The 13,502-nt window shown below is 35.7% G+C and carries 17 protein-coding genes; 7 read left to right on the top strand and 10 right to left on the bottom strand.

Annotated elements, in window-relative coordinates; all coding sequences use genetic code 11:
- Positions 1-75: 75 nt before the first annotated feature.
- Positions 76-465, top strand: coding sequence for a winged helix-turn-helix transcriptional regulator (locus tag EG344_RS06415; protein WP_123911770.1), 390 nt, complete (start codon positions 76-78; stop codon positions 463-465).
- A 69-nt stretch (positions 466-534) separates the two neighbouring features.
- Here the strand turns inward: EG344_RS06415 and EG344_RS06410 are convergent, their stop codons facing one another.
- From EG344_RS06410 to EG344_RS06395, 4 genes are all read right to left on the bottom strand, one after another.
- Positions 535-1,389, bottom strand: coding sequence for a glycine betaine ABC transporter substrate-binding protein (locus EG344_RS06410; protein WP_123908768.1), 855 nt, complete (start codon positions 1,387-1,389; stop codon positions 535-537).
- Position 1,390: 1 nt separating this feature from the next.
- Entirely contained in the window at positions 1,391-2,218 is an 828-nt protein-coding gene (locus EG344_RS06405) for an ABC transporter permease (RefSeq protein ID WP_228412870.1), read from the bottom strand.
- Position 2,219: 1 nt separating this feature from the next.
- A complete protein-coding gene (locus tag EG344_RS06400; RefSeq protein ID WP_123908767.1) occupies positions 2,220-3,470 on the bottom strand; it encodes a glycine betaine/L-proline ABC transporter ATP-binding protein in 1,251 nt (416 codons plus the stop codon).
- 543 nt (positions 3,471-4,013) lie between these two features.
- Positions 4,014-4,379 carry a DUF1304 domain-containing protein gene (locus EG344_RS06395; protein WP_123908766.1) on the bottom strand — a complete coding sequence of 122 codons (366 nt, stop codon included), beginning with the start codon at positions 4,377-4,379 and terminating at the stop codon, positions 4,014-4,016.
- A gap of 65 nt (positions 4,380-4,444) precedes the next feature.
- Here EG344_RS06395 and EG344_RS06390 point away from each other — a divergent pair, with 65 nt between their 5' ends.
- The 3 genes from EG344_RS06390 (at position 4,445) to EG344_RS06380 (ending at position 5,963) form a co-directional block, all read left to right on the top strand.
- Positions 4,445-5,017: a Crp/Fnr family transcriptional regulator gene (locus EG344_RS06390; protein ID WP_123908765.1), complete on the top strand. Its 573-nt coding sequence runs from the start codon at positions 4,445-4,447 to the stop codon at positions 5,015-5,017.
- Positions 5,018-5,080: 63 nt separating this feature from the next.
- Entirely contained in the window at positions 5,081-5,512 is a 432-nt protein-coding gene (locus tag EG344_RS06385) for a DoxX family protein (RefSeq protein WP_164464397.1), read from the top strand.
- A gap of 7 nt (positions 5,513-5,519) precedes the next feature.
- Entirely contained in the window at positions 5,520-5,963 is a 444-nt protein-coding gene (locus EG344_RS06380; protein WP_123908764.1) for a carboxymuconolactone decarboxylase family protein, read from the top strand.
- A gap of 124 nt (positions 5,964-6,087) precedes the next feature.
- On the opposite strand, the gene EG344_RS06375 is transcribed toward EG344_RS06380, so the two are convergent.
- The 5 genes from EG344_RS06375 to EG344_RS06355 are packed head-to-tail and all read right to left on the bottom strand — an operon-like array spanning position 6,088 to position 9,621.
- On the bottom strand, positions 6,088-7,071 hold the full coding sequence (locus EG344_RS06375) for an aldo/keto reductase (protein WP_123908763.1): 984 nt from the start codon (positions 7,069-7,071) through the stop codon (positions 6,088-6,090).
- Positions 7,072-7,074: 3 nt separating this feature from the next.
- The gene (locus EG344_RS06370; protein ID WP_228412869.1) at positions 7,075-7,830 is read right to left on the bottom strand and encodes a type 1 glutamine amidotransferase domain-containing protein; all 756 of its coding nucleotides are present in this window, start codon (positions 7,828-7,830) and stop codon (positions 7,075-7,077) included.
- A 2-nt stretch (positions 7,831-7,832) separates the two neighbouring features.
- The gene (locus tag EG344_RS06365) at positions 7,833-8,120 is read right to left on the bottom strand and encodes a putative quinol monooxygenase (RefSeq protein ID WP_123908762.1); all 288 of its coding nucleotides are present in this window, start codon (positions 8,118-8,120) and stop codon (positions 7,833-7,835) included.
- A gap of 2 nt (positions 8,121-8,122) precedes the next feature.
- Complete coding sequence (locus EG344_RS06360; protein ID WP_123908761.1) at positions 8,123-9,007, bottom strand: NAD-dependent epimerase/dehydratase family protein; 885 nt, start codon at positions 9,005-9,007, stop codon at positions 8,123-8,125.
- Entirely contained in the window at positions 9,004-9,621 is a 618-nt protein-coding gene (locus EG344_RS06355; protein WP_123908760.1) for an NAD(P)H-dependent oxidoreductase, read from the bottom strand. Before EG344_RS06355 ends, EG344_RS06360 begins: the two co-directional genes overlap by 4 nt.
- 288 nt (positions 9,622-9,909) lie before the next feature.
- On the opposite strand from EG344_RS06355, the gene EG344_RS06350 reads away from it, so the two are divergent.
- Together EG344_RS06350 and EG344_RS06345 are read left to right on the top strand one after the other, a co-directional pair.
- Positions 9,910-10,656: a metallophosphoesterase family protein gene (locus tag EG344_RS06350; protein ID WP_123908759.1), complete on the top strand. Its 747-nt coding sequence runs from the start codon at positions 9,910-9,912 to the stop codon at positions 10,654-10,656.
- A gap of 40 nt (positions 10,657-10,696) precedes the next feature.
- The gene (locus EG344_RS06345) at positions 10,697-11,602 is read left to right on the top strand and encodes a LysR family transcriptional regulator (RefSeq protein WP_123908758.1); all 906 of its coding nucleotides are present in this window, start codon (positions 10,697-10,699) and stop codon (positions 11,600-11,602) included.
- A 17-nt stretch (positions 11,603-11,619) separates the two neighbouring features.
- Here the strand turns inward: EG344_RS06345 and EG344_RS06340 are convergent, their stop codons facing one another.
- Entirely contained in the window at positions 11,620-12,084 is a 465-nt protein-coding gene (locus tag EG344_RS06340) for a GNAT family N-acetyltransferase (protein WP_123908757.1), read from the bottom strand.
- Positions 12,085-12,568: 484 nt separating this feature from the next.
- On the opposite strand from EG344_RS06340, the gene EG344_RS06335 reads away from it, so the two are divergent.
- A complete protein-coding gene (locus EG344_RS06335; protein WP_123908756.1) occupies positions 12,569-13,444 on the top strand; it encodes an aldo/keto reductase in 876 nt (291 codons plus the stop codon).
- Positions 13,445-13,502 lie beyond the last annotated feature (58 nt).

Genomic DNA, 13,502 nt, shown 5'->3' with positions numbered 1-13,502 from the left:
ACAAATGTAAAACGGGAATAGTTTATATTTGCTACTAGTTAACAAATGGTAACTAGTTACCTTGATGAAACTATTATGGCAAAAATTATTGAAAACGGAACCGAAAGAGAAGCGACCTGTACGGAGGAATTATTCGCCATGCGTGATAGTTTGGATGTTCTGGGTGGAAAATGGAAATTGATGATTCTCAGATATCTGACCAACAGAACCGATCAGCAGATTCATTTTAAAAAACTTGAGCGTGGCATTGATGGAATTTCTGCTAAAATGCTGAGCAAAGAACTGAAAGAACTGGAAACGAATCTTCTGATTACAAGAACAATACAGGATACAAAACCGATTACAGTGACTTATGCAGTGACGGAATATGGAAAATCAGTATTTCCGGTTACGGAGACACTGGTAAACTGGGGAATACTTCATAGAGAGAAGATTAAGGAGTCCATGACTACTTCAGGATCGTAAAAGAGCAATAAAAAATCCTCAGACTCAGTAGAGTTGAGGATTTTTAGTTGTCATACATGATTTTCTAAATTACTTTTTATCTAACCATGTATTGACCAGCTCAGCATGTTCTTCCACCCATTTTTGTGCAGTGGCTTCTTTATTTTTACTCTGTTCCATTTGGATTAAAAGATCAGACATCGTTTCATCATCAAAATGGAGGTTAGAAAAGAATGTTGCCAGTTCCGGATAATCTGTACCAAAGCTTTTTCTTGAATAGGTTTTAATCTGTTCCGCTTCACCAAATATCTTTTTGGAATCGTCAAGAAACTTAAGCTTCATTTTACCAAACATCCAGTGAGGCTGCCATCCTGTTACCACAATCCATTGTTTACGCTGTATGGCGTTCTGTAATTCGGTGATCATGGCAATGGTAGAGGAGTTGATCTGTTGATAATCCAGTTTATAATCAATAATTGCTTTATCTGTTCCTGTTGTCAATCCTGCGCCCTTTTCAATCCCAATGATTCTGTGATTGAACTGTTCCTGATGCTGGTTAAGTTCTTCAATAGACTGAATGGAAACATATTCGGGAACTACCAATCCTATACGGCCATTGTTATAATTGGTTCCCAGATGTGTTAATCCCGGAAATTTAGCCAGTTTTTTAGCATGGGTGTAAGGAAGCCAAACTCCCATGAAAAGGTCTGTATCTTCATTGTTCATGGAAGCCAGAATCATATCTGTAGAGGCTTTTTGAATAATGACATGATAGCCTTGTTGATCCAAAATTGCTTTAGCTACATGCGTCATCGCCACATCTTCTGCCCAGCCATCTACCATTCCTATGGTAATATATTTGGAGTTTTTTATATTTCCACATGAATTTAATGAACCAAATAGGATCATTAAAATGGGAAAAAATAGATATTTTAATTGTTTCATCTTATTGTTTTTTCTTTACAAATCCTTGGGTAATCCTGTCGAGGATAATGGCTAAAATGACAACGGATAATCCGCTTTCAAATCCTAATCCGATATCCAGATTATTAATTCCTTCCAGTACTTTCTCACCCAGACCACCTGCGGCAATCATTCCGGCAATCACAACCATAGATAGGGATAAAAGGATGGTTTGATTAATCCCTGTTAAAATAGTTTTCATGGCCAGAGGAAGTTCCACTTTAAATAGGATCTGACGGTTGGTTGCTCCAAAAGCACGTGCTGCTTCTACAATATCTTTCGGTACAGATTCTATTCCCAATGTTGTTAAACGTACCGCTGGAGGCATTGCAAAAATGATTGTTGCAAAAGCGCCGGGCACTTTTCCGATGCTGAAAAACAGTACCGCAGGAATCAGGTAAACGAATGCAGGCATGGTTTGCATTAAATCCAATAAAGGACGAATAATTTTTGCGGCAATCTTGTTTTTGGCAGCTAAAATTCCCAGAGGGATAGAAAGGATAAGGGCAGTAATGGTTGCTACGAAGATAAGTGCCAGCGTTTCCATGGTTTCTTTCCATAATCCCATCAAAAATATCAGGCTTAATCCTGCTGCCGTAACAATGGCGATACCTTTCCCGGCTTTCCACAATGCTAAAAGTGTAATGAAGAGGATGATTACATAAAATGGAGTATTTATAAGTACCCATTCAATCCCCATGATAGAGGCGTTTCCTACATGTTTTATGACATCAAATACAGGTTTTCCGTTTTCTGTGAGCCAATTGATTGCAGTTTCTACATATTGACCTATATCTATAATTTTATTCATCTTATTGATTGTTTGCGATTTCTTTTAATTCAATGATTTCTTCTTCGTTAAATTTGGTAGCTTCTATGACAAGAGAAAGTTGGGTAACAAGGCCTAAAAATTTATTGTTTTCATCTACAACAGCAATGGCCGATTTACTTCCTGAAATTAATGGTAACATTTCTTCTACCGTAACCTCGGGATAAACTGAAGGTACATTATTGTTGATAATAGATTCTACTGTAGGTTCTTTCTTTTTGGCAATTCTGACAACATCATTAAGCGTTACAAAACCAAGAAATTTATTTTGAAAATCTACAACGGGCAGGTTTTCTAATCCTGTTGCTCTCATTTTTCGTAAGGCTCCTTCGGGACCATCTTTTCTAAAACGCACCACTGTAGCTTTATCGAACATCAAAGATCTGGCGGTAATAATTGTTTTACGGTCTACTTTCTCTACAAATGCTTTTACATAATCGCTTGCAGGGTTGGTTAAAATATCTTCGGCAGTTCCTATTTGTTCTATGACGCCATCCTTCATAATGACGATACGGTCTCCAATTTTAATGGCTTCGTCGAGGTCATGGGTAATAAATACAATGGTTTTTTGTAAAGTGTTTTGCAACTCCAGCATTTGGTCCTGCATTTCAGATTTTATCAAAGGATCCAGCGCGGAGAAAGCTTCATCCATAAGCAATACTTCCGGATCGTTGGCCAAAGCTCTTGCTAATCCTACTCTCTGTTGCATTCCTCCCGAAAGTTGGGAAGGATATTGATTTTCGAAACCGTTTAATCCAACAATATCCAGAGCTTTCTGTGCTTTTTCATCGCGGGAAGCTTTACTTTCTCCTCTGATTTCAAGTCCGAAACCTGCATTATCTAAGATATTGTGATGAGGCAGTAAACCAAATTTTTGAAATACCATACTCATTTCCGTTCTTCTTACTTCCAGAAGTTCTTTATTGTTTTTACCGGTAATATTATCATCATTGATATATACTTTACCTGAAGTAGGTTCGTTCAGTCTGTTAAGACAACGCAGTAAGGTAGATTTTCCGCTTCCGGACAGCCCCATGATGACAAAGAATTCACCCTCATAGATCTCAAAACTCGCTTTGTTGATTCCTACAGTGCAACCTGTTTTTTCTAGAATTTCCTTTTTGGAAAAACCTTTGTCTAAAAGTTCCTGTGCTTTTTCTTTGTTTTTACCAAAAATAATCGTCAGATCTTCAACTTTAAGTTTTACTTTTCTACCGTTTTCATTTTTTTCCATATTCAGAATTTTTTAATTAATAATTGATACACAATATTGTATATAATTATATGATTAAACATTTAACTTTGATGTTGTTCTTTTGGTAACGAGCGTACAAAATAATCTGCCGAGCTTATAATGATAAAAGCTTTTAGCAAAAAAATAATAGCATAAAGCTCCGTGGCCTTATGTTTATTTTAAATATTTCAATAGATTTTACTCTAGAAAAAGAGTGTCATGTGTAAAAAGAGGTAAATCTTTTACATGGATTCTACAATTAAATTACTGATGAGGTAATAAAAGATATGTGTACAGAACAACTTGAATTCCTACATTTCATCAAAATGCGGATCATTATAAAAAACCTGTATATCAGTTTTTTACGACGTTGCAAATTTACGAATTTTATTTTAAATGGATTTTTTGGAGTCTAAAAAGCTGATTTTGAGTGTGATTATAGAATGATATATTCATAGGGATTTTACCTCTGTCACTAAAGATTAGAGAGTTTTGATCGTGCAGATTTTTTGTAGAAAAATCTATATCCTATGATGAGTAGAATTACTTCAGTAAAACAGCAAGAATTGCCAATATTGCAGGCAATGCCTGAACAAAAAATATTTTCTTCGTAGCAGAAATAGCACCATAAATACCTGCTACAGCCACACAAATTAAAAAGAATAATGCAATATTATCCTGCCATTGCGGATCTTTAATCAGAAAAGACCAGATCAGCCCGGCAGCCAGAAAACCATTATACAATCCCTGGTTGGCAGCCAATCCTTTAGTGGGCTTAAACATTTCCGGAGGAAGAGCAGCCTTGAAAACTTCTTTTCCTTTGGTTTCCCATGCAAACATTTCCATCCAAAGAATATAGAGATGTTCCAGTGCAACGACTGCGATAAGGATTTTAGCAACGAGTTCCATGATTTCATATTTTGTCATTGTAAAACTAAAAAAATAAAGTTAAGTTTGAGTATTCAATTCTAAAGATGGATAATTTCAAGGCACATTTAAATAAATTCATTACGGTAACAGACGAAGAGTATCTTTCAATTTTTTCATTCTTCGAAGTATTGAAGGTGAAGAAGAAGCAAAGTCTGATGTTGGAAGGTGAGATTTGTCGAAACATGTATTTTGTGGTGGAAGGTTGTCTGAGAAAGTATTTTATTAATGAAAAAGGAGTAGAGCATACCACTCAGTTTGCTATTGAAAACTGGTGGATCACAGATACGTTTGCTTATGAAAGACAGTTGCAGACAGATTTTAATATTCAGTCTGTGGAAAAGTCTATTATTCTTGTTATTGATTTTAAAGGCCAGGAACTATTACTGGAAAAACATCCTGTGATGGAAAAATATTTCAGAATTATTTATCAGAGAGCCTATGCGGCTTCCGAAAGGAAACTTCGGTATCTGACTGAATATTCACGAGAAGAGTTGTACGTTCATTTCAGTACATTATATCCTTGGTTTATTCAACGGATTCCCCAATATCTTATCGCTTCGTTTCTTGGTTTTACTCCGGAATATTTAAGTGAAATCAAAGCAAAATTACGTTCTTAAACCAGTTTAAGTTTTTTACGGATCAGATATCGGAAATTTGCCATGTGATTAAAAGCTAATGCAATGACAAATACACAAAAACAATTTCCGCAGCTATTTTTAAGACTTGCTCTTTCTGTAACCATGCTTTCTGCAGTAGCCGACCGATTCGGGTTATGGAGTGCAGAAAATTCATCATGGGGAAACATGAAAAGTTTTGAAGAATATACAAGATCACTGACCTTTTTTCTTCCGGAAGCGTTGAGTACTTTTTCCGCTTATGCAGCCACATTTTTGGAAATACTTTTCCCATTGATGCTGATCTTAGGTTTTAAAACCAGAATTGCAGCCTATGGAAGCAGTATTTTATTATTAGTTTTTGCTATATCAATGACTATTGCATTAGGTTCTAAAGCTCCGCTCAATTACTCCGTCTGGGTGGGAAGTGCGGCAGCTCTTTTATTGGCTGTTCAGCAGGAATATTCTTTTAGTATAGATCAATTAACCAAAAAATAATTATATAATGAGCGCAAGATTAAATATTGCAACAGTAGATTCAGCAGCGTATAAAGCGATGATGGGATTAGAAGGATATTTACAGACAACTTCTTTAACCCATATTCAAAAGGAATTAATCAAAATCAGAGCTTCACAGATCAATAAATGTGCTTTCTGCCTTGATATGCATACAAAAGATGCCATCAAATATGGTGAAACGCCTCAAAGAATCTTTATTCTGAATGGATGGACAGAAGCTAAAGAGTTTTTTACAGAAGAAGAACAGGTGCTTTTGGCTATGACAGAGGAAATTACACTGATCAGCCAACAAGGATTAACTGATGAGATTTACCAAAAAGCTAAAGCATTTTTTGATGATGCTCAGATTGCTCAGATTATCATGGCGATTGTGACGATCAATGCATGGAACAGAATTGCAGTTAGTACCCACATGCCGATAGCAAAGTAATAAAGTAAGGAAGCTGGAAGTTAATGAAGTCTATATGATTTACTAAAGCTCAATTTAATTATTAATTTAAATTAAGCTACTAGTAGCAATTCTAATAGACAATAGTACTTCCAGCTTCCTTTTATTAAAGCTCTTTCAAAGCAGAATTGATGAAATTCAATTCTTCCTGAGCAAGATCAATAGACATCGCTTTAGCGTTTTCAATAGCCTGCTGTGCATTTCTTGCTCCTGCCAATACGACTGTAATTGCCGGTTGTAGGGTAGTCCATTTTAATACCAATTGAGAAAGGCTGGCTCCTTTTTCCTGAGCAATAGGTTCAATTTTTTCTAAGAAAGTTTTTACTTTATTTAAATCAAACTGAGAAAAATAACCGTTTCTGTGGTCGTTGTCTTTTAATGTATTATCCTTAAAATATTTACCTGTTAAAAGACCTCTTTCCATTGGACTATATACGATAATTCCTGAATTTTGCTCTAAAGAATAAGGAACCAGATCGTTTTCAATGGCCCGGTTTAGCATACTGTAAGAAACCTGGTTGCTCGCTAATTTCAATGTTTTGTTAGCTTCTTCCATTTGAGCAACACTATAATTACTTACTCCAGCAGCACGAATTTTTCCTTGCTGAATTAATAGTTCCATAGCTTCCATCGTTTCACTGATGGCTGTTGTGCTGTCTGGCCAGTGAAGTTGTAAAAGGTCTATATAATCTGTACCCAGTCTTTTTAAACTTTCTTCAACTTCTTTGATAATGTTTTCTTTGGAAGCGAACTTATAAACCGGAATTGTTTTTCCATCCTCTTCGACATCAAAGAAAAATTCTCCTTTTCCATTGTTGCTTCCATCCCAAACTAAACCGAATTTAGTTAACAGCTGGATTTTTGAACGATCTTTTCCATTAATAGCTTCACCTATCATTTCTTCACTTAATCCAAAACCGTAAAAAGGGGCCGTATCAATAGAGGTGACTCCATGATCCAATGATGCATGAATAGAGTTAATAGAATCCTGTTTTTCATTACCACCCCACATATTTCCACCGATGGCAAAAGCTCCATGCGTAATTACAGATAGCTCGAGATCAGTGTTTCCTAATTTTCTGTATTCCATTTTTTATTTATTATTTAATTCTTTTAAAATTGCTTCTCCAACACTCTTGGCAGATTGTGGATTCTGTCCCGTAATCACTCTTTGATCCGTTACCACATGGTTTTGCCAAAGTCCTGATTTTTCAAATTTTGCTCCTCTTTCTTTTAATTTATTCTCCAGTAAAAAAGGAACAACATCCGTTAATTGTACAGCAGATTCTTCTTCATTGGTAAAAGCATTGATCTTTTTTCCATCTACCAGGTATTTTCCATTATTCAGTTTGATATTAACCAAACCTGCCGGGCCGTGGCAAACGCCTGCTACAATACCTCCGTTTTCATAAATTGTTGAAGCAATGTCTGCCAGTTCTGTATTGTCTGCAAAATCCCACATGGCTCCATGGCCCCCTGCATAAAAAATAGTTGAATACTCTTTGGGATTTACCTGTGATGGTGTTAAAGAATGATCGATTTTGTTTTTATAGTCTGTGTTTTCCCAGAACTCTTTGTTTACAGGATCTTTTAAATCAAATCCGTCTACTGGTGGCGTTCCTCCTTTCGGGCTTACAAAATCAATTTCATAGCCTGCCTTGTGAAGAACTTCCCATGGGTGAGAAACTTCTCCCAGATAATATCCTGTATCTTCACCGGTACTGCCCTTTTTATCATGGCTGGTGACAACGAATAATATTTTCTTTTTCATATTTTTTGATTTCTTGGTCTGGGCCTGTATAAATCCTATCGTAAAAATGGCCAGTATTAAAAACGCTATTTTTTTCATATTTAAATGATATGAGTTAAATATATTTGTGGTTTTTCCTTAAGCTTTTCATCCACTAAGGTTCCGAAAGACTGAATGTAAGGCTGTTGATTGTGGCGATCTAGTCCTTCTTGGCTTTTCCAGATCTCATAGAAAACAAATTCGTTTTTGTCTTCAATTCCCTGATGTAGGTTGTAAAGCTCACAGGCTTCTTCTTTTCTTGTTTCCTTTACCATATTCTGAAGAACTGCCGATACTTCTGCCTGATATTCTTCTTTGGTTTTTATAATAGCTGTAAGATGAATTTTCATAATTAGATATAATTTTCAATGGAGATATAGATGGGTTTCCATTCCAGTTCTGTTCTTGCTTTGTCTGCGCTGCATATACTATTGGAGGCAAAACCGAAATAGCCGCCTGCCGGACCAAAATTGTCAACGGCTTCCTGTACGCTTAAAGATCTGGCGGGCTCCAGATTATATTTTTTGCTGATAATTTCAGCAATGTTTCTTAAAGATGAAGAACCGTTTTCTGCATAATAGATGGAACCGCTTTTTGCTTTTTCCAGTGCCAGTACATAAAGGTCTGCCAAATCTTCAATATGTAAATTTGACCATATATTTTCACCCTCTCCAAAATAAACACCGTGTCCTTTTTTCTCAGAAAAATGAATCAGGGCAGGGATTTGGATGCTGTCTTTTTTTAAGCCAAGACCTTGTCCATACACCATTGTGGGAACAATCACAATACTTCTTATTTCCTTCTGAGCTGACTGCAGAACATAATTATTGATAAGGACCCTTGATGCCATTTCCAGTCTTGGAATCAAAGGATAATCTTCTCTGAAAACAAAATCATTTTTTTTACCATTTTCTTTACCTCCGAAAATAGCAGATCCAGAAGTGAATATGAATGTTTTATGGCTTCCTTCCAATGCTTTGATAAAGCTATCTGCAGCATAGGCATCATCTGCGGAATCAGCATTATGGATGACAGCATCAACACTGGTAATGACTTCTTTTATAAGATCTTCATGATGGATATTCCCAATAATGGTCTTGATTCCCATCGATTCCAGTTCCTGCACGCGGGCTTCATCACGAACCAGCCCGATCACTTCATAATTCCTGTCCAGTAATTTTTGAGCGATACTGCCGCCTATATAGCCGGTAATCCCTGTGATCAATATTTTTTTCATGATACTAATTCTGCTTTTAATTCTTTTTCAAAAACGGTTTTCACATGGTTTCTGTAAAGCTTCATATCGCGCTCTATATTGGCATTTTTCTCTACATCATGGAAGTGGAAACTGTCCATTTTTTCTAATGAGACGAAGGCATTCATTCTATGGAACCCAAATAACGGTCCTTCATCTACACTTTTCTCATTAAAGAATTCTCCGGGAAGGGTAAAAGCTGTTTTAGGAGCATTCCAACTAGTTGTTAACATATATTTTCTTCCACCAAGCATTCCACCAGTACCATAGTTGATCTCTGGATTTGCTGCATTTCTACCGTCACTCATATAAATACCTTTGGCGTGGCCGGCTGTGAAAACTTCATCAATATACTTTTTCAACCCGTTCGGAAGTTGAAACCACCAGATGGGAGTGTGGTAAATGATATAATCTGCCCAAACGAATTTTTCTACTTCTTCATGTTTGTCATAACCTTCACTTACATTAGTGATTTTTACTTCAACATTATCAAATTCTTTAAGAACGGCGATTGTATTTTCTGCGATTGTTTGATTATATTTTCCTCCGGAATGTCCGAAATTTTGTCCTCCGTTAATGATTAGTACTTTTTTCATTTTTTTATGATTGTTTAAATTTTACTCTGCAAAGTTAGAATGAGATTACGTATAATAAAAATAATATAAATTATAGCAAAGTATCAGAATATTTATACATTGGAATTAGTGCTTAGTATTAATAAAATAGAAGAGTTCAAAATTTGAGTTTTTTCCCAGCCACTCCCAAAAATGTACTTACTAAGCAAAATTCATCCTTATTAATTCTTTTTCATGGTAAAAAGTCATGCCGTATCTGAACGGGAATTCCCTTTCGTCTTGTAAATTTGATTAACAAATTGACAGAGAATGATACAGATAGCAGTTTTCAGTGATGTACATGGGAATCTTCCGGCATTGGAAGTGGTGTTGAAGGATATTGAACAGAGGGGAATTCATCAGAAATTCTGTTTAGGAGATTTGGTTGATTTTGCCCCTTGGGGAAATGAAGTAATAGAAAAGATTAGAAGTTTAAATATACCCTGTCTTCTGGGGAATCATGATGAAAGAATTGCTTTTGATCTACCTGTTTTTCCTTTGCCTAAACATTCCGAAGCAGAAACAGAGGCAAGATTTATTGCGATAGATCATTCTAAAAAAAATATTACGGAAGACCATAAACAGTTTCTTTCCGAACTTCCTTTTCATTTAAAATTAAATTATAAAATAGGGAATAAACATTGGAATATTCAGTTGGTACATTCTGGTCTTACAAGCAATGATACTTATTGGTATGAATCTGAGAATAATGAAGTTTTTTCTGACATGCTGAAAGAATCACAATCTGATCTTATCGTGATGGGACATACTCATTTATCATTTATAAAACAGCTTGAAAATAAAAAATGGGCTGTCAATTGTGGTTCTGTAGGACGCTCCAAAGAAGAAAACAGGTTGGCTTCCTATTTAATATTGACTTTAGATGATGAAAAGATCATTCCTGAAATTGTACAGCTGAGTTATCCGTTGGAAGAAACCGCCTGTCAGATCGAGGAAAGCGGGATTCCGGATTATTATGCTTCCTTTTTAAGAAATGGAAATATATTAGTATTGTAATTATTTTGTAATTTTGTATCAGAATATTAATAATTAAGTCATGGTCAATTTAGAATGGTATCGTACTTTTAAAGCGATCTATAAAACCGGGACATTAACAGGCGCGGCAGATGCCTTATTCATTTCACAACCTGGGGTAAGTTTGCATTTAAGTTCACTCGAAGCCTATGTTGGGTATAAATTATTTGACAGGACCGGGCGAAAAATGATTCCTACAGAAAGAGGAAAAGTATTATTCAATGCTGTAGCAGAACCTCTTACCAAGCTGGAAGATGTAGAGAAAAATTTTCAGAAATCTATAGAAAAGCATACCCCAACAATTAGTGTTGGAATGTGTTTTGAAACTTTTCAGACCACCTTGGAGCAATATGTTTCTTCATTACCTTTTAACTTGATTATCAGTTTTGGAGAATATCCTGAAATGCTGGATCAGCTGGATAAAGGAATCCTTGATCTCATCATCACGCCCAAAAAGGGATCTTCACCTAATATACAGCATGAAGCATTTTCTTCGGAACAGATTATATTGGTAGGAGGAAAAGAGGTAGATACGGAAGCTTTTAAAAAAGTTTTAAAAACAAAAGATGCTGAACAGATCGAAGCATGGCTGAAGAATGAGAAATGGTATGGAACTACCGGAGATATGGAACATCTTTTCCAGTTCTGGACTTTAAATTTTGGTCACAAACCGAATTTCCGCCCCAATTATATCGTTCCTAATCTCAATTCTATCATCCGTTGCCTGAAAGGAGGTACAGGATTAGCCGTTGTACCGGATTTCTTGTGCAAGAATGCAATTGACAGTGGAGAGGTGAAGCTGATCTGGGAGGGAAAGAAAAAGCTGGAAAATACTTTGTATTTCGGATGCCGAAAAAAGACCAATTATCAAACGGAAATAGAACATATTAAAGGATTATTCCGTAAAGTAATGGGCACAAAGGAGTAATATACAGTATTGAAAAATTAGATCAGGGTATATTCTAAAATAATCATATCCCGCATCTGTAACCCATTTTCATAAATTGGAGTTGGATAATTTTCAATGAAAAAATCTTTACGTATTCTTGTTTTCATGAAACCGTTTTTTTCATAAAATCTAATTTGTTGGAATCCGGTATCGGAAGTTCCCACGCTCAGAATTTCATACTGATTGTTAGCTGCAATTTCTTTGGCCTTATGAATCAGAATACTGCCAATTCCTTTGCTTCTATAGCTTTCGATTACTGCAATATTTTTAATCTCCAGTTCAGTATCACTGTTTTTATATAAAGCCATCACAGCAATATTTTCTGTTCCGTCATGTAACAGATAGATATCACATTTGAAGATGTATTGATTAATAGCTTCAACGGTTTCGTCAGCTAACAATAGTAATTCATAAGGGATCTCCGAATCTTTGGCAATTTTATTAAAAGTATACTGTTCCATTTACAGGCTTATATGAAGGATTTAAGAATCATCACTTCCACAAAAATAAGGAAAATAGAGATTTGAACCCAGTCATAGATAGAGTGACAAATATTTGGAGGTTGGAAATAGCAAAGGCGCAAGAAAATCGAAGATTTTCGGGAGTGTGATATTGATGATATTTCGCCACCAATGCACGAATAATTTTATTTGCATTTATCATCTATGTTGCTATGTGGTTCAAAAAAAATAAACCACATAGCAACATAGATTTTATAGATAAAACGGTTCATATACAATTTTATTTGTGCATCCGTGGCTATTAAATATGCAGAATTCATTTTATCGCAGATAAAATTTTTGTACCTCCGCATTTTTCAACCTATCTCAAACATTCATCAAATAACATTTTTAACAATAAACAGTAAAATTGGTAAGCCAGAATTCCGTTTTTTTATCGCAAATTTGTTTCATCACTTTATATTAATGATAAAAATAAAGATTTATGCAAAAGAAAACTTACACAGGACAACCTGTAGTAACCTTAAATAACGGAGTGGATATTCCTGCTTTAGGCTTTGGAGTATGGCAGATGGAGGACCTGAAAGAATGCGAAAATGCTGTCATTAAAGCTATTCAGACAGGGTATAGAATGATTGACACTGCTGCTATTTATCAAAATGAAACGGCTGTAGGAGATGCCGTAAAAAACAGTGGGATTGATCGAAATGAATTATTTATAACCTCTAAAGTCTGGGTTCAGGATCATGGGTATGAAAAAGCAAAGCGTGCATTTCAGAGAACGTTAGACAGACTACAGATGGATTACCTGGATATGTATCTTATTCACTGGCCTTATGGTGATTTTCTGGGAACATGGAAGGCTTTGGAGGAGCTGTATCAGGAAGGAAAGATTAAAGCAATTGGAGTTTGTAACTTTACCGTTGAAAAGCTTGAAGAGTTAAAATCGAACTCAACGATTCTTCCGGTCATCAACCAAATTGAACTCCACCCGGTTTTCCAACAAAAAGAATTACAGGTGTATGACAGGGAAAATAATATTATAACACAGCCTTGGAGCCCGCTTGGTAATGGAAATGCTAGCCTTTTAAATAATCCTGATCTGAAGGCAATTGCTGAGAAATATGGAAAAACAGTGGCCCAGGTAATCCTGAGATGGCATTTACAGGAAGGTTTTGTAGTCATTCCGAAATCTGTGACCCCATCAAGAATTGAAGAGAATTTTAATGTATTTGATTTTGAACTGACGGCAGATGAAATGAATGTTGTCCGTTCTTTAGATACAGGGAAAAGATTATTCTTTGATCCAAAAGACCCGGAATGGGAGCAAAAGATGCTGAATTCTGTAGCGGATATTTAATTACAATAACATATCTCCCGCAGATTTCACAGATAAAGCAGATTTTGATCTGTGAAGT

The organism is Chryseobacterium sp. G0162, assembly GCF_003815715.1.
Lineage (GTDB): Bacteria > Bacteroidota > Bacteroidia > Flavobacteriales > Weeksellaceae > Chryseobacterium.
Note: the sequence above shows the minus strand (reverse complement) of the source record. Positions and strands in the feature narration are given on the sequence as shown.